General features: G+C 44.6%; 23 protein-coding genes and 1 pseudogene. 11 read left to right on the top strand and 13 right to left on the bottom strand.

Annotated elements, in window-relative coordinates; all coding sequences use genetic code 11:
• Positions 1-115 precede the first annotated feature (115 nt).
• On the top strand, positions 116-1327 hold the full coding sequence (locus F6K49_RS22570) for an RNA-guided endonuclease TnpB family protein (protein ID WP_293019591.1): 1212 nt from the start codon (positions 116-118) through the stop codon (positions 1325-1327).
• A gap of 105 nt (positions 1328-1432) precedes the next feature.
• Here the strand turns inward: F6K49_RS22570 and F6K49_RS22565 are convergent, their stop codons facing one another.
• A complete protein-coding gene (locus tag F6K49_RS22565; protein ID WP_293043073.1) occupies positions 1433-1555 on the bottom strand; it encodes a hypothetical protein in 123 nt (40 codons plus the stop codon).
• Positions 1556-1931: 376 nt separating this feature from the next.
• On the opposite strand from F6K49_RS22565, the gene F6K49_RS22560 reads away from it, so the two are divergent.
• Positions 1932-2111: a hypothetical protein gene (locus F6K49_RS22560; RefSeq protein WP_293019588.1), complete on the top strand. Its 180-nt coding sequence runs from the start codon at positions 1932-1934 to the stop codon at positions 2109-2111.
• Here the strand turns inward: F6K49_RS22560 and F6K49_RS22555 are convergent.
• From F6K49_RS22555 to F6K49_RS22515, 9 genes are all read right to left on the bottom strand, one after another.
• Complete coding sequence (locus tag F6K49_RS22555) at positions 2104-3360, bottom strand: hypothetical protein (RefSeq protein WP_293100295.1); 1257 nt, start codon at positions 3358-3360, stop codon at positions 2104-2106. The two genes, F6K49_RS22560 and F6K49_RS22555, sit on opposite strands and share 8 nt — an antisense overlap.
• A gap of 9 nt (positions 3361-3369) precedes the next feature.
• A complete protein-coding gene (locus F6K49_RS22550) occupies positions 3370-4323 on the bottom strand; it encodes a hypothetical protein (protein ID WP_293070546.1) in 954 nt (317 codons plus the stop codon).
• A gap of 18 nt (positions 4324-4341) precedes the next feature.
• A complete protein-coding gene (locus tag F6K49_RS22545; RefSeq protein ID WP_293100290.1) occupies positions 4342-6531 on the bottom strand; it encodes a hypothetical protein in 2190 nt (729 codons plus the stop codon).
• A 437-nt stretch (positions 6532-6968) separates the two neighbouring features.
• Positions 6969-7097: a hypothetical protein gene (locus F6K49_RS22540; RefSeq protein ID WP_293019579.1), complete on the bottom strand. Its 129-nt coding sequence runs from the start codon at positions 7095-7097 to the stop codon at positions 6969-6971.
• Positions 7098-7129: 32 nt separating this feature from the next.
• Positions 7130-7816: a response regulator transcription factor gene (locus F6K49_RS22535; RefSeq protein WP_293070550.1), complete on the bottom strand. Its 687-nt coding sequence runs from the start codon at positions 7814-7816 to the stop codon at positions 7130-7132.
• 25 nt (positions 7817-7841) lie between these two features.
• Positions 7842-7979, bottom strand: a complete 138-nt coding sequence (locus F6K49_RS22530; protein ID WP_158069741.1) for a hypothetical protein — start codon at positions 7977-7979, stop codon at positions 7842-7844.
• On the bottom strand, positions 7958-8923 hold the full coding sequence (locus F6K49_RS22525; protein WP_293100285.1) for a glycosyltransferase: 966 nt from the start codon (positions 8921-8923) through the stop codon (positions 7958-7960). Before F6K49_RS22525 ends, F6K49_RS22530 begins: the two co-directional genes overlap by 22 nt.
• A 121-nt stretch (positions 8924-9044) precedes the next feature.
• Entirely contained in the window at positions 9045-9260 is a 216-nt protein-coding gene (locus tag F6K49_RS22520) for a hypothetical protein (RefSeq protein ID WP_293019573.1), read from the bottom strand.
• Positions 9257-10471, bottom strand: a complete 1215-nt coding sequence (locus tag F6K49_RS22515) for a class I SAM-dependent methyltransferase (protein ID WP_293100282.1) — start codon at positions 10469-10471, stop codon at positions 9257-9259. The genes F6K49_RS22520 and F6K49_RS22515 overlap by 4 nt, the downstream gene beginning before the upstream one ends.
• Positions 10472-11162: 691 nt before the next feature.
• Between F6K49_RS22515 and F6K49_RS22510 the strand changes: the two are divergent.
• From F6K49_RS22510 to F6K49_RS22485, 7 genes and pseudogenes are all read left to right on the top strand, one after another.
• A pseudogene (locus F6K49_RS22510) lies at positions 11163-13823 on the top strand (phycobilisome rod-core linker polypeptide); the annotation flags it as partial.
• A gap of 9 nt (positions 13824-13832) precedes the next feature.
• Positions 13833-14405, top strand: coding sequence for a phycobilisome rod-core linker polypeptide (locus F6K49_RS53520; RefSeq protein ID WP_365939928.1), 573 nt, complete (start codon positions 13833-13835; stop codon positions 14403-14405).
• 747 nt (positions 14406-15152) lie between these two features.
• Complete coding sequence (locus F6K49_RS22505) at positions 15153-15638, top strand: allophycocyanin subunit alpha (protein WP_008180111.1); 486 nt, start codon at positions 15153-15155, stop codon at positions 15636-15638.
• Positions 15639-15725: 87 nt separating this feature from the next.
• A complete protein-coding gene (apcB, locus tag F6K49_RS22500; RefSeq protein WP_070394727.1) occupies positions 15726-16211 on the top strand; it encodes an allophycocyanin subunit beta in 486 nt (161 codons plus the stop codon).
• A 286-nt stretch (positions 16212-16497) separates the two neighbouring features.
• Complete coding sequence (locus F6K49_RS22495; RefSeq protein WP_008180106.1) at positions 16498-16698, top strand: phycobilisome linker polypeptide; 201 nt, start codon at positions 16498-16500, stop codon at positions 16696-16698.
• Positions 16699-16853: 155 nt separating this feature from the next.
• Positions 16854-17141, top strand: a complete 288-nt coding sequence (locus tag F6K49_RS53515) for a pentapeptide repeat-containing protein (protein ID WP_366514214.1) — start codon at positions 16854-16856, stop codon at positions 17139-17141.
• A gap of 22 nt (positions 17142-17163) precedes the next feature.
• Positions 17164-18372, top strand: a complete 1209-nt coding sequence (locus F6K49_RS22485) for an FtsW/RodA/SpoVE family cell cycle protein (protein ID WP_293019564.1) — start codon at positions 17164-17166, stop codon at positions 18370-18372.
• On the opposite strand, the gene F6K49_RS22480 is transcribed toward F6K49_RS22485, so the two are convergent.
• The 3 genes from F6K49_RS22480 to F6K49_RS22470 all read right to left on the bottom strand — a co-directional run bounded on the left by F6K49_RS22480 (position 18362) and on the right by F6K49_RS22470 (position 19788).
• Positions 18362-18523 (bottom strand): hypothetical protein, encoded by a 162-nt coding sequence (locus tag F6K49_RS22480; protein ID WP_293100273.1) that lies wholly within the window; start codon positions 18521-18523, stop codon positions 18362-18364. The two genes, F6K49_RS22485 and F6K49_RS22480, sit on opposite strands and share 11 nt — an antisense overlap.
• A 208-nt stretch (positions 18524-18731) precedes the next feature.
• Complete coding sequence (locus F6K49_RS22475; RefSeq protein ID WP_293100269.1) at positions 18732-19169, bottom strand: VOC family protein; 438 nt, start codon at positions 19167-19169, stop codon at positions 18732-18734.
• A gap of 112 nt (positions 19170-19281) precedes the next feature.
• The gene (locus F6K49_RS22470) at positions 19282-19788 is read right to left on the bottom strand and encodes a TIGR02652 family protein (protein WP_293035708.1); all 507 of its coding nucleotides are present in this window, start codon (positions 19786-19788) and stop codon (positions 19282-19284) included.
• 155 nt (positions 19789-19943) lie between these two features.
• Between F6K49_RS22470 and F6K49_RS22465 the strand changes: the two genes are divergently transcribed.
• Positions 19944-20495 (top strand): gamma carbonic anhydrase family protein, encoded by a 552-nt coding sequence (locus F6K49_RS22465; protein WP_293035710.1) that lies wholly within the window; start codon positions 19944-19946, stop codon positions 20493-20495.
• Between the two features lie 435 nt (positions 20496-20930).
• A complete protein-coding gene (locus F6K49_RS22460; protein ID WP_293019555.1) occupies positions 20931-21047 on the top strand; it encodes a photosystem II protein Y in 117 nt (38 codons plus the stop codon).
• Positions 21048-21116: the final 69 nt, after the last annotated feature.

The following is a 21116-nucleotide window of genomic DNA, read 5'->3' as shown; positions in this document are numbered from 1 at the left end:
GAGCGGGGATGAAAGCGAATAGCGGCTAAAGCCGCCTACAAAAAAAACAGGTTAGAGTTTACTATTTTAGTCTGGAGATGCTAGACTAAAATAGTCACAGAGAGGGTCGAAAGTGATGATTGTTTTAGAGTTTAAAGTTAAAGGAAAAAAGAACCAGTACTCGGCTATTGATGAAGCCATTCGGACGGTTAAATTCATCCGGAATAGCTGTCTTAGGTATTGGATGGACAATAAAGGGGTTAACAAGTTTGACCTCAACAAGTATAGTGCAGTGCTGGCTAAAAAGTTCCCTTTCGCTAGTGAATTAAACTCTACCGCTCGTCAGTCTAGCGCTGAAAGAGCCTGGTCATCAATTATTCGGTTCTTTGACAACTGCAAGAAAAAAGTACCTGGAAAGAAAGGTTTCCCACGCTTTCAAAAGCACTGTAGATCGGTTGAGTACAAACAGTCGGGATGGAAGTTGTCCCCTGATAAGAAGTCAATCACATTCAGTGATAAAAAAGGAATCGGAAAGCTAAAGCTCAAGGGAACCTGGGACTTGTGGCGCTTTGATAAGAAGCAGATAAAACGAGTCCGTATAGTCAAAAGAGCAGATGGTTACTACGTTCAATTCTGCGTCTCAGTTGATGTGACTGAAGAATTAGAACCATCTAAAAACACTGTTGGACTAGATGTAGGACTAAAAGAGTTCTACACTGATTCTGATGGTAAGTCTGAACCCAACCCCAGGTTTTATAGAGTTGGGGAAAAGCGATTAAAGTTTTATCAACGCCGGGTTTCCCGGAGAAAGAAAGGCTCTGCTAACCGCAAGAAAGCGATCAATAGATTAGGTAGACAGCACCTTAAAATAAGTAGGCAACGTGAAGAGCACGCCAAGAGACTGGCGCGCTGCGTAATCCGGTCTAACGACCTGGTCGCCTATGAAGATTTAAGAGTAAAAAATTTAGTTAAAAATCACTGTCTGGCTAAGTCTATTAATGATGCAGGTTGGTATCAATTCAGGAAATGGTTGGAGCATTTTGGCACTAAGTTTGGTCGGGTCACAATTGCGGTTAATCCTGCCTATACAAGCCAAAACTGTTCTGAATGCGGTGAAGTGGTCAAGAAGTCACTATCCACTAGGACTCACGTCTGTAAATGTGGCTGTAAATTAGATCGTGATCACAACGCTGCAATCAACATCCTAAAACGAGCCTTGGGTACGGTGGGGCACACCGGAACCTGGATCCTCGATCCAAACGCTTCGGGAGATTTGGCCTCTACTGTTCTTGGTTCCGGCCAGGATCAGCAAGCCGAGTCGTTGAGCGAAGAATCCCCGCGTCTTTAGACCGGGGAGTGTCAAGACCCAGCTATAGCGCTATAGCTGGGTTTATTGAGTTTCACGAAAAGTTGAACCAGGTATAGCAAACCTGATCCATATTCACAACGATAACTAGGATTGCAAAGCACCACTTTGAACCATCATCAGGATGAAAATACCAACACTGGCTACCACCAAAACAAGACCTAAAGCCACTGATTGACCCAAATGGTTGGGATTTTGAGAAGTCTTCATTTTTATTTTCCTTTCTTAAATTTATGAATGCCGATAATGAACGATAACAAACTTTTGCCAAGGTTGATAAGAAAATGCAACGTATCTTAACGTAACTTTACATAAGTTAATACTGACTAAAGTGTGATCTAGCTTGCTCTTTAGCCTAAGGGAACATGATTTAATAGAGTTAGAGTCGATACCGAGTATTATCTGGGGCACCTCTGGTGTCATACCGTACCTAGGATTTTTACCCCATACGACCCCTAGATATTTTGGTATGCACGACCTGCCCATATGGCCTGACCTGGCATAGACATCAATTCACAATATCGACATTTATGTTTCGGCCTTAGTAATGGGCGTTGCCTAATAATGGAATGATTTTAAAAGTTTTGTGGAATGGGCATCTTGCCCGTTCCGCCCTTGGGTCGCACCTGTGGAATGGGCATCTTGCCCGTTCCGCCCTTGGGTCGCACCTGTGGAATGGGCATCTTGCCCGTTCCGCCCTTGGGTCGCACCTGTGGAATGGGCATCTTGCCCGTTTGTGACGGTGGGACCCAACCTGATTACTTAATCATGGAATATAACTTTTGGATGTTAGCTTCGCCCTTACCTTGGTTAACATTAACATTTACGTTCCACAACAGCACTTGCCCATCAGCACCACCACTAACTATTTTTACTTTATCCCTAGAAGAATTAGAATTGATCGCCAGTGACAAAACTGCTTTTTCATGTTTTAAATTGACATGACGTCTTAGCTCAATGTTTTTTTTGTTAGTTACATCCCACAATTGCACCTTTCCAGTCTCATCGCCAGTAACGACATAACTTCCATCAGAGCTAAGGGCAACTGATTTGACCGCAGCCTTATTTTTAATGGTATTATTAGTTTTACCTTGGGTATCTTGCACTAGCACTTTACCATGAGGATCAGCAGTTACAAAATACTCACCACCTGGGCTAATAGCAGCTAAAACAACAGTGTTTGGCTCAGAATGATTTTGTTGTCCTATAACAATATTGATTGTATTCCAAATAAGCCATAGAATACTTAGCCCAATCACGCCAAAAATTAATCTTATTACCAATTGGGGATTATATTTTTTACTTTCGTCAAAGCTTGGGATCTCCAAGCTTGGAAAATTTTTTTGAACTGAATTCGGTGGCTCATAGGGAGAAAGGTCTTCGTTATCTCCAAGATTCGATAATCCCCGCCAAACTCCTGCTTTTTTGATATCGTCTTGTTTCTTAATTCCAGTGACAACTACTAATGCTTCTGAATCCGAAGCATTGCTTTTCTGAGGTAGACGGTATTCTTTAAGTTCATCAGCAATAATTTTTCTATTATCGTCTGAGTTTTTCCCTATCATCAGATGCTTCGTTCCAGTGGAGTTCTTGGTTTGAAGCGATGCTTTGATGGCATGCTCGATTTGTTCATAAGAAACTTCAAATCCGTATTCCCCTCCTTCCTTAATAGCACTGTCAATGTCATTTTGTAATTTTCCCTCTAATGCAAGCACAGCGATTCCTCGTATTTGTTGCTCATTCTGTTCATTATCTTGAGCAATCAACGCTATAGAGTTGCGTATAGTGCGACCTCGATAATCTTTGCGTTTGCTTGCTTTCATGCCTGTGACAAGCAAAATTAAGTTACCACTCTCACGCCCTATAAAAATCGAATACGCTTGGGTTTCAAGCAATAGTTTATATTTTTTAACCAAATCTGGTTCATCTATTGGCTTTTGTTCATGCTTTGTAATTTCTTGCCAAAAGTAATCCTGATCTTGAGACAAACCAGCACTTTGAACATAAAGTTTCATGGCTAACTCCTATTTATTAATATAAAATTTATCTTTACCTTGTATAATAGCAAAACCATGAGCTGATTTACATTTATCAGCAGACTTTTTCGCAGCTTTTAAAAGAAATTTATCCCAACCTAGCCAATGACGAATAGGATTAAACCAGCCCCATTTCGTATCGTAATGAAGTTTGAGTAGGAAACTCAAAAGATACCGTAACGGCTGATCGCTATCTTTGGGACTATATCCAGCATCATGACTAATTTTGCGAAAGTAAAAACGCGGTCTTTGATTCACTACTCTAATATTATTGAATATCACAGTTCCTACAGTTTGAATAGGTGTAATTACGCACGCAATCTTAGTCAGCAAATTTTCGCTCTTGAATAACCTCAATAATTCAGCATATTTATCTTTGATGCAGTGTAGTAACTTTGTGGCATCTTCTTCATTTTGCAAATATTTTTCACAACGAACAGGAACAAGGATAACGAGCCTAGGTTCTTTTAAATCTCCATAGCTTCTGCTAAAAATATCGCAAATCTGCTTGGGTCTGTTCATCAAATGATGCCATTTGCCGTTGGCTTCCATGAGTGCAGGAGCGTCAATAGCAATCAGAACTGCAACACATTCATGCATTATCTTTTTGACAAATTCCCCATCCTTATCATCCAGGTAGCCACCGGGAAAATCTTGAAAAGTCAGTTGTAAAGATGGTTTGTCACCAATCTTCCCTAGACCAAACTTAAAAGATTGGGGATTCTCTGTTCCTTCCAATCCTCCCGTCGCTTCAAAATCATCCAGCAGACCTTTTAGCTCTCCTAAACGCTGTTGGAGAAGTGCGGAACTTTCAGGATCGGGAGTTAGTTGCAAATCGGCTTCCTTAAACGTATCAGAGAACTGCTCATACATGGCAGTTAAAACACTTGTCTTGCCTACACCTCTATGTCCTAGCATTGTGACTTTAAGTTCTTTGGGCATTTGATTCTCCTTGTTGTTTTACTTGAATAATGACATCAACTCTTGCTGATTTAGGTTTGTTGCCTGTTCTACTGCCTCTAGCCACTCTTGGCGTACCCTGGAGCGTTCACCCAATAACTCAAATTCTTTAGGCCAGATAGAAGCGCGTTCCTGGTAAAGAAAAATTTGCCATTCATCCTTGACTGCTTCAGCACGGAGTACACGGTCAAGAAATTCTTCTACTATGGCAAAAGCAGCTTGGGAAGGTTCACAAAGAAAATCTTCTAAGGCTGTTTCGCATTGAAAAACAGCTGCTGCATGAAGTGATTCGAGATTGCTCTTGATTTGCTCTGCATTGGGAGACTTCCCAGACAGATGCAGATCAGTCCTATCAGGAGTTAATCCATTAAGACACTGGCGAATTCGGTGTTGGATAGTACCCCGATAAGAAAGCTGAAATTCAGAGAGGATTTGGAATCCAAATTTTAGTCTACTGGGTTGCCCCTCTAAAATTTGATCAGGCAGTAGGTTAGCGATCGCTCCAAGAAAATCAGAGCCTTTTGCTTCTGTGATTCCTCCTAAATTTGCATTTCGAATTAATACCTCTACTACTAGATATTTTACCCTATCCAACGATTTTTTCAAACCAGTATCTAGAGATAGAAAATGTTGTGATAGGTGAGCGCGAATTTCATTGAGGTAATCGCTATAGGCACTTGTGTAAGCCCCTTTACTATCACGCCTACTTTCAATTTCTTCCAAAGATGAGGGAATTTTGGTATCGTTATAGCAATTTTGGATAGCTTCTTCTACAGATTGTTTAAAGTCTCGGTCTTGCTCATTAATTTGGTTACTAAGTTGTTTAAGTAGTTTTTCAAGACCGCTGGTCAAATCGTTCCAAAGCCCATTAAACAATGGGATAAATTCAACCATCTCTCCTGAAATTTTTCCTTGTCCTAATGCTTGACGGGCTTTATCTAACTCAGCCACCACTGATGTTTGGATTTGCTTGATTCGATCCTGACAAGCAGAGGCATATTGCTGATCTAGGTCAGTAATTGTTTTAGCTAAGTAGTTAAGAATCGGATCTAAAACCTGATCGTTAGCCTCTTGAGCTTCAGCGCAGTTAGCTATGACACAGTCTGCAACATTGATGTGTTTGTTGGTAATGTCGGTTTTCAATTGTTGGCAGAGTTGTAAGTTACTCTCATCACTCAGTTTGTTGAGAACCATAAAAGACCATAGTGGGAGGGGCAGATCATTCAAAGCTCTATAGGCTGTGTCGTACAGTTGCACATCAACGTCCCCCCAAAAGTCCCCTGTACTCTTTGGCATCCGGACAAATAGCACCGCATCAATATCCTCACCAATGGTTTTTACCATCCTCTTTTCATCACCAATTCCTGTATCTCCTAATCCCGGCATATCAACTAAAGCAATCTTTCCAAGATCATCCTTGGGAAAGTTGCAAATAATTCTGACCTCTCGAACTGCCAGATAGTTGAAATAAATACGCTCCCCTTGGAGGTTGTCTTGGGCTACATATTCTCGAATCTCTTCTTTCTTGATCTGGCGTGGGGAAGGGGCTTGCAACAGGAGACGATATTTATCTACATTCTCATGATATTGGCGTAGATGTTCATATTTGGCATTAACCTCTGCACCCTTAAGGTCGTTCGGTAGCGAAGGCAAGTCTTTTCTGGCAAAATCATCGATATCAATTGGTTTAGTTCCCAATTTTAACTGCTCATAGTAAGGAGCAATAACCTCATCCATAAAAGTACGGTCTGTATAGAACAAGACCTCACCATATGTTTCAACATTTGGGTTATGGTGAATCTTGCTGCGAACCCCGGTGCAGTGTTGACCGCTGCCATCAGGAATTTCTGCTGCGGTCAATCCAGTTAAACTTTGTAATAAACGACTCTTACCCTGTCTTGCTCGTCCAATCACACCGATGTTAAGAGTATCTCGCGAGAAACGAGTTTTGAGTTTAGCCAGTGCTTGTAACTCAGATACAATATCCTGCTGAATCTTGGAAAAATCGATTTCCTTCAAGCGTCCATTTATGCTTGGTTCATCAACCTTTTCCAGTAGCTGTTGGCGATAATTGTCGAGGTAGCTAAGTTTAGAATAAAGAGAGTTTAAATTTACTCCGACCTCTTCAATTCTATTAGCCAAAGGTTGGCGCTTTTCAAGAATATAGGCAATTTTAGCAGTTCTGTCCATAGGTTATATATCCAATTAATTACAGTCCAAGTTTAGCTACCGAGTGTTATCCAGTTACTCTGGGAAATATCACATCAAAATTGCGATCGCTGCACCTAAATTTTGTCAACCAACTTCAGTAGGTTAGTTTATGCAATAACTCATCGCGTTCGTTAAGATACTCTTATATTGCTGTAATGTCGTTAGCAGAGCCTTGTAATGGATCCACTTTAAGAACTGAATCCGGTGGGTAGTGATCGATCCCCACTAGCAAGGCATAAATCCTATTAACCATCGTTTCCTGCGATATTGGCTAAATATTTGTGGGTTTAATTATTACTCTGAGTGATTGGTACTTTTTATGCAGGGAGCGGTTTTTTGTAACATAAATTTACAAAACCTGACGGATAGGATAGCGTTTCCTAGTCTAGTCAGGTACATCTAAATTTTCGGCATTGCTAATGGCGTTGCTTACGGCGGTTTGCATAACTGTTAGGTACACATTGTTTCTCCACTTCCGACTTCCGACTTCCCTCTTCCCTGCTCCCTGCTCCCTGCTCCCTAAAAGCCAGAACTTTGTACCTCATGATTATGATAATTGCTATAAATGCTTTATCCTCTATTTCGTTAAACCATGTTCCAAAGCATAGCGAACTAACTCGGTACGACTATTGGTTCCCGTTTTGCTAAACAAACGACTAACGTACTTCTCAACATTACGAACACTAGTCTCTAAACGTCGGGCAATTTCTTTATTCATTAGCCCTTGGGCAACCAAATCTAAGACACTCTGCTCTCTAGCTGTAAAATCAATGCGCAACGGTGGAGGAGTTTGGACAATCCCATGCTTCTGGTCTAACATTGCGCGAATTTCAGCCACTTGCTTGGCTATCTTTTCAAGCTCTGTACTCCCTACACTATCTTCCGAGTTAGCAGCGCGACGCTCCAAGAGGTTTTGAACAATAGCGACTAATTCATCTGGATCAAAGGGCTTCGGTAGGTACGCATCACAACCGGCCTGATAACCCTGTATTCGATCTGAGGTCATGCCACGGGCGGTCAGAAACACCACTGGCAGTGCTTTAAAACGGGGGTCATCTCGAAGCTGCTGTAGGAATTGATACCCATCCACTTTAGGCATCATGATGTCAGAAATTACTAGTTCGGGTGTGCTCTGCTGTAACATCTGCCAAGCATCATTAGCATTGCTGGCAACCTGTACGGTAAAACCAAATTCTGCCAAATACTCTTTGACTGCTTCCCTTACTCCTGGTTCGTCGTCTACCAATAAGAGTTTTGCTGACATGATAATTCCTTAACCCCTACTAGCCTTAGTGTAGCGCAATGTAGTGCAATTTACTGGTTATTAGTGATTTGTGATTAATCGGGAATCGGGAATCGGGAATCGGGAATCGGGAATCGGGAATCGAGAATCGGGATGCAGCTATCAGCTTCCATGGGAAAACCACTCTATCTGATCGGCTTTGTCTGGCAGCCGGGCTTCCTGTTGTCCCTTTGCCCTTGCCCAAGTTCCAAATAGACCAATCGGTGTGCTGATTAACTCAATCGGATCGGTTTTGCCTGCGATCGCCTTAATACTATTGCGCGGTAGTTCTTTCAGCAACCAACGACTGATCCGATACAGATATTCCCTTGGTGGAATATCCCGCATCAAGGGCACACCATGGAGCTGATGTAAGTAACGGTTAGAGCGACCATAGCGATGCCATTGACTGTGATACTCCCGAAAGGTGGAACGGTGTCGGTGCTCAACTATGGCAGTTGGGGCAAGGTGTAATTGCCACTTGCTTTGCTTTTGAATACGCCAGCAGATATCAGCATCACCACCAGTGGTCAGGTAAGGACGGAACAATCCCACTTCCTCTAATGCTTGCCGTCGGATTGCTAGGTTAGCGGTTTGACCGTAGGGACAATAGGAATGGTTTAAGGTATGTTCCTGAGATAGAACATTATGGTACTCAGCGTGTTTTTCTAGCCAGGTTTTACCGGGCAACCCGATGATTTGACCAGCAACAATACCAATACTAACCTTAGCAAAGGGTGAGACCAGGTCTGCTAACCAATGGGGTTGGGGACGACAGTCTGCATCAGTAAAAGCAATTATTTCCCCCTTAGCAGCTCGAATTCCTTTGTTACGGGCGGCATAGGAGCTTTGAATCTGGTCTTCTAGGATGTAGTGGAAGGTTATGCCCTCAGATGCTCCCTCAGTAACAGCAGTTTGGATTAGTGAGGCAGTGCGATCGCTGCTATTATTATCCACTAACAGATACTCTACTTGGTCAGTGGGATAGGTCTGTGCCTGTAAACAACGGACTAACTCTAGTAAATCTGCTTCACCGTTGTAGATTGGTACAACTACTGAAACCTTGGGCAAACATTTGTCATTTGTCATCGGGTAATGGCTAATGGCAGAAGTGTTGAACAGGGAATCGGGAATCGGGAATCGGGAATCGGGAATCGGGAATTGGGAATCGGGAATCGGGAATCGGGAATCGGGATAGAGGTATCAGCTATCAGTTATCAGCTATCAGCTTTTGAATAAAACAGGTAAGCATTGGTTTAATCTGAGTGAAGTCACAGGCTTGAAGCCTGTGCCACAAAGCTGTTCGCTTAGGGTGGCCTTTGGCCAAGGCTGACCGCTGACCGCTGACCGCTGACCGCTGACCGCTGACCGCTGACCGCTGACCGCTGACTGCTGACTGCTGATAGCTGACTGCTTGAATTATCAATTATCAATGTTGAGCATAATCAACTGGCGTTGGAGTAGCGATCGCACTCCATCTAAATCGAAGTTAACATGCTTGATAATTTCTGCTACAGTTTGGGATTGGGATGAGTTGTCGGCTGAGTTACCATTCTGGTCACAGGCTTCGAGAAACTTAAATTCTTCGTCTGATAGCTTAACCAGCTGGTAATCATAGTCAAATAGGGACTTACTTGGCCAACCAGTCATACAAGGGTGCCGTTCTGGAATTGCTGCTAACATGTCGTTATCTTCTGACCAATCTACCCGCTCTAAGGGAGGACGGGTCAGGAAAAACTCATAATGAGTCAGTTCGGGATCTAATAATTCAATTAACCGATATAGCTCCCGTTCACTGAGACCTTCTGAGCGTGCCATTAACTCTGGATTTTTGCCAAATAAGCGCTCTTTCTGCCAGTAGCGGGGATTGGAAAACCCAAGAAACTCTAAGCCAGCGGCATCGATCAGTTCAAATAGGGTTTCAATGTTATAGTCAATCTCTTGGGGATGAACGTACATATCCGCGAAGCATTCATCCTGATGGTTTTCCAAAGCCCAACGTTCCCGGTCTCGCTTGACAATTCGGTTGTTTTCTGGTAATGCTTCAAATAATTGACGACCTACTTTCACCCCATCCTGGTAGTCTCCCTGGTTTTGACCCTGCAAAAGTGCGATCGCTTGCTGCATCAACTGGATTTCCCAGCGTCCTAATTCAGCATAGACAAAGATATGAAATAAGCCTCCCGGTGCTAGTTTCTTAGCTATCGATTGAATCCCACGGATCGGGTCTGGCAAGTGATGTAACACTCCTACACAGTTAATTAGATCGAACTGACCCTCGATTTGGTCAACATCATACAAGCTCAAGTGATGAAACTCGACCCGATCAGCACCTGAGCGGCGACAGCGTTCCTGGGCTACCTTCAAGGCCCCAGCACTAATATCAATCCCCACTACTGAGGCTTGGGGATTGAGGTGAACCAGATACTCTGTGCCTACCCCTGTTCCACAACCAGCATCTAGAATCCGAATCTCCTCTCTTTGGGGTGTTTGCCCAGTACAAAAACTATAAGCAGCTCGCCAATTCCAGCGCCAGTTGTATCCAGGAGGTGGCTCATCGAGTAAGGGTTCTGGGGGAAAAGGGTAGGTATCGTAGAGGCGCTCAACGGCAGCAGCGGTTTCTTGAGAGGTTTTCATCACAAAACTTTACAAAAGTTAATTATTCGGAGAAATTTTTTACGAAAATAAAGTATAATTTCGAGGGTTTACTGGGATCAATGGCCATCAATCCTGAACTGGATCCCCTAAATTCTATACAATTCTTAATAAATAAACCGTAGAGATCAGAAAAGTTTTAATCTAAAAGCTAGTCGAGTTTAGCAGTCAGCACCCCGCTCTGAAAAGACGGGGCTTTGTGCGAAGCACACGCTTACACGAACGAGCCTCTTTATTTAGATAGCTGACCAGCCTAAGTCTTACGAGGACTACGTTATCGATAAGAGTTAAAGTTCCTACCTTGGGATGCGTGCCAGTCTCAAGCTCTAGAACCGGATGGTTAAACAGTTGTACGAGGGGTAAGACAGTGCCATCTGGAGAGTACCGATCGATAACATTGGCGAGGCAAACTTAACCCCAGAAATGGGAGTTTTGAGGGATTTTTTAATCCCTCACCCTGAAAAGGGTGGTTTGACGACGGTTAAAACCGCTCGTGTCGTTTTTCCTCCCCGGTCATTAGACGTGGGGCTTGTTCTACTCCCGTCTTTCTTCGTGAGATTGGATAGGACTAACATCAAATGCCTACCCACCAAATGGGTGTCTAAAACGTGTTTATTAACTGCGGCATAAGTCCGCAATGACAGCATAAAAATTTAGGAGCTTTAACAAACCAATGAGTGTCAAGGCAAGTGGTGGAAGCTCAGTTGCCCCTGTGCAACTCTATCAAACTGTCCCATCTGCAACCATTATCCAAGCAGAACAGCAAGACCGCTTCTTAGGAAATGGAGAGATCAACGAGCTACTGGATTACTTCCGTTCTGGAGAAAAGCGTTTAGCAATTGCTGATCTGATCACCAAAAACTCAGACCTAATCGTATCCAAGGCGGCTAACCGGATTTTTGTGGGTGGTTCCCCAATGGCTTTCCTGGAAAAGCCTAAGGAAGAACCTGCCCTAGTAGGGGCTGGGGCTGCAGGGGTTCCCGACACCAAAACCTTGGGAACTAGTACCTTTGTCGAGAGTGGAGGTGGATTATTTTCGGGCTTCCGCGCTCTGTTTAGTTCTCCGACTGGACCAACCCCAGCGAGTTTCCGTCCCATCGACATCAACCGCTATGGCCCGAGGAATATGCAAAAGTCCTTGCGGGACCTATCTTGGACGTTGCGCTATATCACTTACGCCATTGTTGCTGGTGATCCCAACATCCTAGTGGTTAATGTTCGAGGTTTGCGGGAAGTCATTGAAAATGCTTGTTCAGCTGATGCCACAATCGTGGCAATCCAGGGAATGCGGGCGGCTTCACTAGATTATTTCAAAGGTGATCAGTCGGCACAGGAGATTGTTGCCCAGTACTTTGACATTACCCTGAACGAATTTAAAGCTGCTACACCCTCCGATAAACTGCGGCAACGCCCTTCGATAGACCAACAAGGGCTGCAATTGCCCCAAAGTTACTTTAATGCAGCCGAGCGGCGTCCTAAGTTTGTGATGAAGCCCGGTCTGTCATCCTCAGAAAAAACTGAGGTAGTTAAAGCTGCCTACCGGCAAATATTTGAGCGTGACATTACCCGCGCCTACGGTTTGTCGATTTCTTATCTAGAATCTCTAGTGAAAAACGGGAACATTTCCATGAAGGAGTTTGTTCGCCGTTTGGGCAAATCTGAACTATACCGGAAGCAATTCTTTGAACCTTTTATCAATAGTCGGGCCTTAGAACTGGCTTTCCGCCATTTCCTAGGTAGGGGTCCATCTTCAAGGGAAGAAGTGCAAAGCTACTTCTCCATTGTTTCCGATGGTGGTCTACCCGCTCTAGTAGATGCCCTGGTGGATTCTCAGGAATACTCCGATTACTTTGCCGAAGAAACGGTTCCCTATCTGAGGGGTTATGGTCAAGAGGCTCAAGAATGCCGCAACTGGGGGATGCAGCAAGATTTATTGCGCTATAGTGCTCCCTTCCGTAAGGATGCCCAGTTTCTCAATACCTTTGCCAAATACGAGCAACCCCTACCTGACCAACATGTCTATGGTTCTGGTAATGACTCCTTGGAAATTCAGTTTGGGGCAATTTTCCCGAAAGAAACCCGGAATCCTACTACCACCCCCGCTCTCTTTGGCAAAGATACTAAACGCCTGCTGATCCACCAAGGCCCAGGGATCAATAACCAAAATAGTAATCCAGGGGCAAGGGGTATGTCCCCCGGTTCCCTTGGCTCTAAGGTGATCCGCCTTGACCAGATCCCTAGTACACAAGACAAGAGTATCAAATTTGCCGAAAGCTCTACTCAAAGGGTAATTCGTGCCTGTTACCTTCAAGTGTTTGGCTTTATGCCCTATGAAGGTGAACGGCTGACTTCAGCAGAAGCTCGGCTGGAAAACGGTGAAATTACCGTCCGCGAGTTTATCCTAATGCTGGCGAAGTCTGATGGTTTCCGCAAACGTTACTGGACACCATTGTATGTGGTCAAGGCAATAGAATATATCCACCGACGTTTGCTCGGTCGTCCTAGCTATGGGCGCTCCGAGATGAACAGTTACTATGATGTTGCCTATAAAAAAGGTTTCTACGGTGTAGTAGAGGCAATTGTCAACACAAAAGAGTACTCTGAGGCATTTGGGGAAGATACGGTTCCCTATGAGCGCTATGTGACGGCAGCTGGTTTAAAAATGCGCACCGGAGTGTCTGGTAGCGTGACATCAGCAATGGCAATCATGGGTGAGGAGAAAGTACCTCGCTTTGTTGAGCTGGGTATGGGCAAAGACATGCTCACCGAACCGGAAGTTGAATTCCGGATTAATCAGGGGGTCAGTGTACAGCGTGAACAAACCAAGATCTTTAAGCTGATTGACCTTAATGATAAGCCAGCCTTGAAAGTCCTGATTGGAGCAGCTTATCGGCAGATATTTGAGCGGGATCTTGAACCCTATGTGATCAGAGCAGCATTCACCTCCCTGGAAAGCCGACTGAGTAATGGCGAAATTAATCTCAAGGAGTTTATTGAAGCCTTAGGTTGTTCTGATCTCTACATCAAAGAGTTCTACACCCCCTACCCCAACACCAAGGTGATTGAGCTGGGTACCAAGCACTTCCTAGGACGTGCCCCCTTAACTCAAAAGGAAATCCAGACCTACAACGCAATTCTAGCCTCTGAAGGGATTCGGAGCTTTATTGGCGCAATGGTCAATGGCATGGAATATGCTCAGGCATTTGGAGAAGATACTGTCCCTTACCGCCGCTTCCCCACCTTACCAGCTGCTAATTTCCCGAACACCGAGAAGCTGTATAATCAGCAGACCAAGCAGAATAGTGATGTGGTGGTACCAAGCTTTGATCCAGTCGAGCCTCGCATGGATTCGTCTAAGCTACCTTTGACCGGAAAAGCGATCGCAGATATGGCTGCCCAAAAGTGGGAGATGGCTACCAACCCCTCCGAGCTGGCCAAGGTAGGTCGTTCCTCTAATCGGAACCAACCAACCTTGAATCCTAAATCTGCTAAGCCAACACGGATTTTCCGCATCACCCCAAACATTTCTCAGGTCGAAAGCGCAGTGGTGATTGATTCCATTTATGACCAGGTCCTGGATTTATTCGGTGAACCAGTACCACCAAAATACCGGCAACAGCATCTAGACAGTCAACTGCGCAATGGGGAAATTTCCGTGCGGCAGTTTGTTAAAGCCTTGGCGAGTAGTAACACCTATAGTCAGCGGTTTTACCAGGCTTATCCCCCTGCGAAAGTAGTTGAGTTATTGTTCCGGCACTTACTCGGACGTACCCCTAACACTCACGGTGAGGTTCAAACCTACCAGCAGCTGTTGGCGGGACAGGGTCTAGAAGCTGCAGTAACCGCTATGGTTGATAGTTCAGAATACTCCCGCTTCTTTGGTGAAGACTTAGTCCCCTATCAGCGGGTTAGTTAGCAAAAAGTCTGAATTATGAAGGTTGGAAGTTGAACGCGATCGCGTGGCCTATTGGCCAAGGTTGGGAGGTTGAAGGTTGAAGGTTGAAGGTTGAAGGTTGAAGGTTGAAAATTAAAGGTTGAAGGTTGAAGGTTGAAGGTTGAAGGTTGAAAATTAAAGGTTTGGAGGTTTGGAGGTTTAAAGGCTGTCGGTAGGTTGGACTAGCCTTAAAGGTTCAACTTTCAACCCCCAAACCTGATCAAGCCGGAATAGCAACCCCAAACTAAAATTACTTTGCCATCACTGAGGTACAGTCAATTTTCGCAATCCCTACTCCCTACTCCCTACTCCCTACTCCCTACTCCCTTAACTAAGGCCACTAACCTGTAACTCACCCTTCATACTTCATACTTCATACTTCATACTTGATTAGGGAAAATGTTACGATGTGTTGCGAAGCTGGGAAAAATGTCAACAATCTGTAGCAAAATATTCCCGGAAGCTAGGTTTATGATTAACCTGCTTTGATTTAGGCTTTGATTTAGGCCTTTAATTTAGGCAGGGTTAGCCAAACCAAGTTTTGCTGGGACGTGCGTCGGCGCTCTGTGCTGACGGCGTATCGAGAACGGCGATTTACCCGGCACATTGCGAGTAACTGCAATGGGACAGAAGCTCTAATTACACCGCAAGGTTAGTTAGAGAGCGTTCATTTTTGGAAATGCCGGTTTACACAAACCTGGTGATATTTTTTTCTGGAGGAATCCATCTATGAGTATTGTCACGAAATCCATCGTGAATGCAGATGCTGAGGCTCGCTATCTGAGCCCTAGTGAATTAGACGGTATCAAAAGCTTTGTTACTTCTGGTGAGCAGCGCTTACGTATCGCTCAAACCTTAACAGGCTCCCGTGAGACAATTGTTAAGCAAGCTGGAGACCAACTATTCCAAAAGCGTCCAGATGTTGTCTCTCCTGGTGGTAACGCCTACGGTCCGGAAATGACCGCTACTTGCCTGCGGGACATGGATTACTACCTACGCTTGATTACCTACGGTATTGTGGCTGGTGATACCACACCAATTGAAGAAATTGGTCTAGTAGGTGCTAAGGAAATGTACAAGTCTTTAGGTACCTCCATTGATGCTGTTGCCGAAAGCGTCCGTTGCATGAAGGGTATCGCTACTGGCATGATGTCTGGAGACGATGCTGCTGAAGCTGGCTCTTACTTCGACTATGTGATTGGTGGATTGTTGTAGGGCAATAAATACCCCTTGGCCTAGTGTTCTGAGGCAAGTCTGTCTGTAGAACCGATAATCAGGAAAGTTAAATAAGGAAATAGAATCATGCAAGACGCAATTACTGCTGTTATCAACTCTGCGGACGTCCAAGGTAAATATCTAGACGACTCCGCTATGGAAAAGCTCAAGGGCTATTTCCAAACTGGTGAGCTGCGGGTACGTGCAGCAACTGCCATTAGTGCTAATGCTGCTACCATCGTTAAGGAAGCAGTTGCTAAAACCCTGTTGTATTCCGACAGCACTCGTCCTGGTGGCAATATGTACACCACTCGCCGCTACGCAGCTTGTATCCGTGACATGGATTACTTCTTGCGTTATGCTACCTATGCGATGTTGGCCGGTGACCCATCTATCCTTGATGAGCGCGTACTCAATGGCTTGAAGGAAACCTACAACTCCCTTGGTGTTCCCATTGGCAATACCACCAATTCCATCCAAGGCATGAAGGAAGTTACCGCTAGCTTAGTTGGTCCTGATGCTGGTAAGGAAATGGGTGTATACTTTGACTACATCTGCTCTGGCTTAAGCTAAGTTAGCTAGTGTTGATGGAATTCGCCAGCCTGTAGTTGTCTGTGTAATTAAGGTCTGGGAAGTTGATTGTGAGTGCTAGCTTGTTAAAGGCGAATCTGGCTCACGTAAGTCAAGCAGAGGAGTTTTGACAGTCTAGTATTGACAATTAACTCCCAGACTTTGGAATACTTGAGATATTTGATTAACCAATTTATTCCCTCGCTTTAGGCGATAGGCAGTTTTTTAGCCATCTTGGAATCAAACCAGAATTAAAATTTTCTTGAATTTTACTAGGAGAAATAAGCTCATGCGGACGTTTGAAATAACTGCTTGTGTGCCAAGCCAAAGCAGAATTAGGACACAACGGGAGTTACAGAATACTTTTTTTACCAAGCTCGTTTCCTACGACAACTGGTTCCGTGAGCAGCAGCGCATCCAGAAAATGGGTGGCAAAATTATTAAAGTTAAGCTGGCAACTGGTAAGCAAGGTACAAACACCGGTTTGTAAGGATTTTTCGATAATAGCTGTTTATCAAAAAAAAAATTTCAGGGGGTCTACTAGGACCCCTTTGTGATTTTTGGTTCAAAATGGGGGGATGGAAACAGAAGCAAGAGAGGGCCAACAACTACATAACCAAATAACCTTGGCCAAAAGGCCACGCGATCGCTGAAAGCGGGACTTCGTCCATCGCGTTCAACCACATAACCTTCAACCACATAACTTTCAACCACATAACCTTCAACCACATAACCTTCAACCACATAACCTTCAACCACATAACCTTCAACCACATAACTTTCAACCACATAACCTTCAACCACATAACCTTCAACCACATAACCTTCAACCACATAACCTTCAACCACATAACCTTCAACCACATAACCTTGGCCTTGGCCTATTGGCCACGCGGGGCGCGTTTGGCCACGGGATCGCGTTCAACCACATAACCTTTAACCAACCTGATGAAACGTGGCTCTACGTAACCTGATTCTATTATTTAATCCCTCCACTACAGACTGGGCAGTAACTGCTCGGTTACTGAAGTGGTTAACGTTTCTATGGCTGTTGATCGGAATAGTAATTCTGTTCTCAGCTTCTTATGCGATCGCAGATGTCGAGTTAGGGGATGGAACATACTACGTCAAGCGACAGCTGATGTGGGTAGTCTTGGGTTTAGTGGGATTTAACCTATTGGTGCGATCACCGTTGCGTTATTTGCTAAAAATCAGCCATTGGTTGGTCTTGGTGCTCTTGGTGCTGCTCTTATTGACGTTAATTCCTGGTGTGGGAACAACGGTTAATGGGGCAACTCGCTGGTTATCTTTCGGTTCGGTTCCCCTGCAACCTTCAGAGTTAATGAAGCCGTTTCTAGTGTTACAAGCAGCTCGGGTATTTGGGCAGTGGGACCGGCTTAGGTGGCGGACCCGTTTCACGTGGCTGGGGATTTTTATGGTGGTGTTGGTGGGAATTTTGTTACAGCCTAATCTGAGTACAACAGCACTTTGTGGGATGACCTTGTGGCTAGTTGCTCTAGCAGCAGGGTTACCGTTTTCTTACTTGGGAGGTACAGCATTTGGTGGTGTCCTGCTGGCAGTACTCAGTATCAGCATCAAGGATTACCAACGGCGTCGGGTGATGTCATTCCTAAATCCTTGGGCTGATCCGATGCGAGATGGATACCAATTGGTTCAAAGTCTTCTGGCTATTGGCTCCGGTGGGACTTGGGGCTCTGGCTTTGGGTTATCCCAACAAAAGTTATTCTATTTACCCATTCAACACACTGATTTTATCTTTTCTGTCTTTGCTGAGGAATTTGGCTTTGCTGGTAGTATAGCGCTAATGTTATTGTTGATGACATACATGACCCTAGCGGTGATTGTAGCTATTAAGGCCAGAAACCGAGTCTATCAGTTAATCGCGATTGGGGCAATGCTGTTTATTGTCGGACAGTCTCTGTTAAATATTGGTGTTGCTTCTGGGGCTCTTCCCACTACTGGTTTACCCTTCCCATTCTTTAGTTATGGGGGAAGTTCGATGATTTCCAGTTTGTGTTCCGCTGGGTTGTTGATTCGGGTGGCACGAGAGAGTAGTGAGGCGAAAGTTGTGTCTATACAAAGTCGCCGCCAGTATATAGCAGAACGACGGCAAAGAAGGCACAAGGTAAAAGCTAAAAGGTAAAAGTGACCAATATAGCGGTTTTCAATTTGGTGAGATACAGAGTTTCTGGTTTTAGGGAACAGGGAACAGGGAACAGGGAACAGGGAACAGGGAACAGGGAACAGGGAACAGGGAACAGGGAACAGGGAACAGGGAACAGGGAACAGGGCAAAAATTCTGTCTACCTCATTAGGGGAAAAACCGCTATACAGACCAGTAATTTTTTTTTCAGGGCATTCCGACTCCCTCGGTGCGCTTGACCCGTAATTAAATTCGCTCAAGGTGCGCGCCTCCAAGGGCGCGAGGGATTGCTCGCGCCCTTGGGTCGCACCTTCGGGTCGCACCGCTCCCGACTTACTAACACCTATGTCTAGCTATGTCTAGGTTTTTATGAGATACAAAAACTCCAACGGTAAACCATCAGTATCAGCGATAAACGCTACCTCATAAACATGATTACCGATCATCTGTTGGGTAGGTTCCAACAGAACCTTCAACGGCTGAAACTGCTCTGGGTTCTGCTCAGAAGCCTCTTTAAAACTTTCTTTCAAGGACTCTAACCAACTGGGCAAATCAGTAGCGCTATCAGTTAGGTCAAAAGACAGGTGGTAATACCCCACATAATGCTCATCCCCAAAGGCATCCGGTGCTGGTAATGGTTCAGGAATTTGGATTAGTTCCAAGCGTCCCCCCAGTCCCTTCAGCCAACACGCTAGAGTCATGCCAGTAGTGAAGCGTTCAGATACTGTGAATCCCAACTTCTCATAAAATGCGATCGCGCGATGAATATTGGCTGTGCGAATCGAAGCATGATGCATGGGTTTTGTCCTTTGGCCTTTTTCCTTTACCCTTTTTCCTTTCTAACCAACAACAGGTGTAGTGAAATCACCAATCACCAATCACCAATCACTAATCACCAATCACCAATAACTAAAACAATCGGAAATAAGGGTAGCGCACAGGTACTCCAGGTTCTTTTTCCAAATCAAAATTGATCACTTCCCAACAAGGTTCTTCCTCAGGTTCTGGGCTAAATTCTACCGGCAAGCCATACAACCTGGGTTGGCCTGACTCTGAGTTCCCTCGCCAGGGGGTACTGCGCTCTAGGTAGGCACTCACTAAATCCCGATAACGACTGGCAATAATTACCCGTGTTGCCCGATATCCTTCAGTGTATAGCTTGTCTAGGGCTTCGTGAATCTCAAAGCGAATTCCATCAGGATGAGTGTGCTGTCGGTACCATTTATCTTGCCATAGACGCCAGTGACGCCCAGATTGTAAATGAATCAGTTCCCCAGTTTTTGGGTTGGCTTCAAACGCACCATGACGTGGACACAAGTAAGTGTCAGTCAACGTCAATGCCGGAATTATCTGACGGCAGTGAGGACATTTAATTTCTGAACCGAATATCGGGTACTGCAAGCTAGAATCAATCATTAAATGCTAGGGAGTGCCTTAGAGGTATATGCTATTACCTAATGGCTCCATCATTATAACTGGGTATTTAGTGGTGTTGGTCTCAGTGACCCCACTGTAAAACCTATGTAAAACCTAAGGTATTAATTACCATTATCTCCCTATTGTGATTAATTGTGGATTATCCCTTACCTCAAACCCCAATACTGACATCTTTTTGGCCTCCCCCAGATCTTTCTCTTGCTGCCTTTGTCGCCCCTAATGCTGTAGTTATGGGTCAGGTGTCCGTAGCTGCAGGAGTTAGCATTTGGTATGGTGCTGTAGTCAGAGGTGATGTGGAGCGCATCGAGATTGGCGATCGCACTAATATTCAAGATGGCGCAATTTTACACGGAGATCCCGGCAAGCCAACAGTTTTAGAAGACCATGTCACTGTTGGTCATCGCGCTGTCATTCATTCAGCATATATTGAACAGGGTAGCTTGATTGGTATTGGAGCAGTGGTAATCGATGGGGTTCGTGTCGGTCATGGTAGTATCGTGGGCGCTGGAGCTGTGGTTAGTAAAGACGTTCCTCCCCTGTCCCTGGTAGTCGGTGTACCTGCCAAAAAATTACGGGATGTTTCGGAGGCTCAAGCCGCTGAACTGATTGAACATGCACGGCACTATGAAAAGTTGGCTCTAGTTCATGCAGGTAAAGGCACAGATTTAGGGTTTAGTCTAACATAATACTTCGCTGCCGTTGCCCGGAACCCGGAACAGGGAACTTCCGATCCCGGAACAGTGGACAATAATTGAGAAAAACACCATCAGAACAGCGCTGCATCGCGTTTTACCGATTCCTTCCCAATTAGTAAACTGTGGGTAACTTTGATTGACTTTGATTAAGTTTTTCCCAAGAAGCGTGCAACGTCTTGAACAAATGGGTGATCAGGTTAGTGAAAAATTAACTAAAAAAAATTGACCCATTAGGTGCGACTATATATATAAACAACTAAGTACCGTCCGGTACAAGGCATATCAAGCTGAGGGAGGTTACCCATCTAGCTTGGTAAGAGTTATTTGATTACTGAGTCACGGCAACTTGTTCAACCAATAACCCCACTTCTTCTAGGGGTGGGAGGGTAAAAATACTTCAAGCATTATAGGGAGGATACTAGAACCATGGATTTACGTCTATTAATAGTCTTATTGCCTTTACTCCTAGCACTAGGCTGGGTAGCTTACAATATTGGTGCGATCGCTATCAAGCAAGCTCAAAATTATTTGAATAAATCTTAATAAATCGCGCGTCAACGAATTGAGCAATAGTAGCTTTGCACAAAAGCACAATAGCCAGCTGTTCCGTCA

The sequence above is a fragment of the Moorena sp. SIO3I6 genome, from assembly GCF_010672095.1.
Note: the sequence above shows the minus strand (reverse complement) of the source record. Positions and strands in the feature narration are given on the sequence as shown.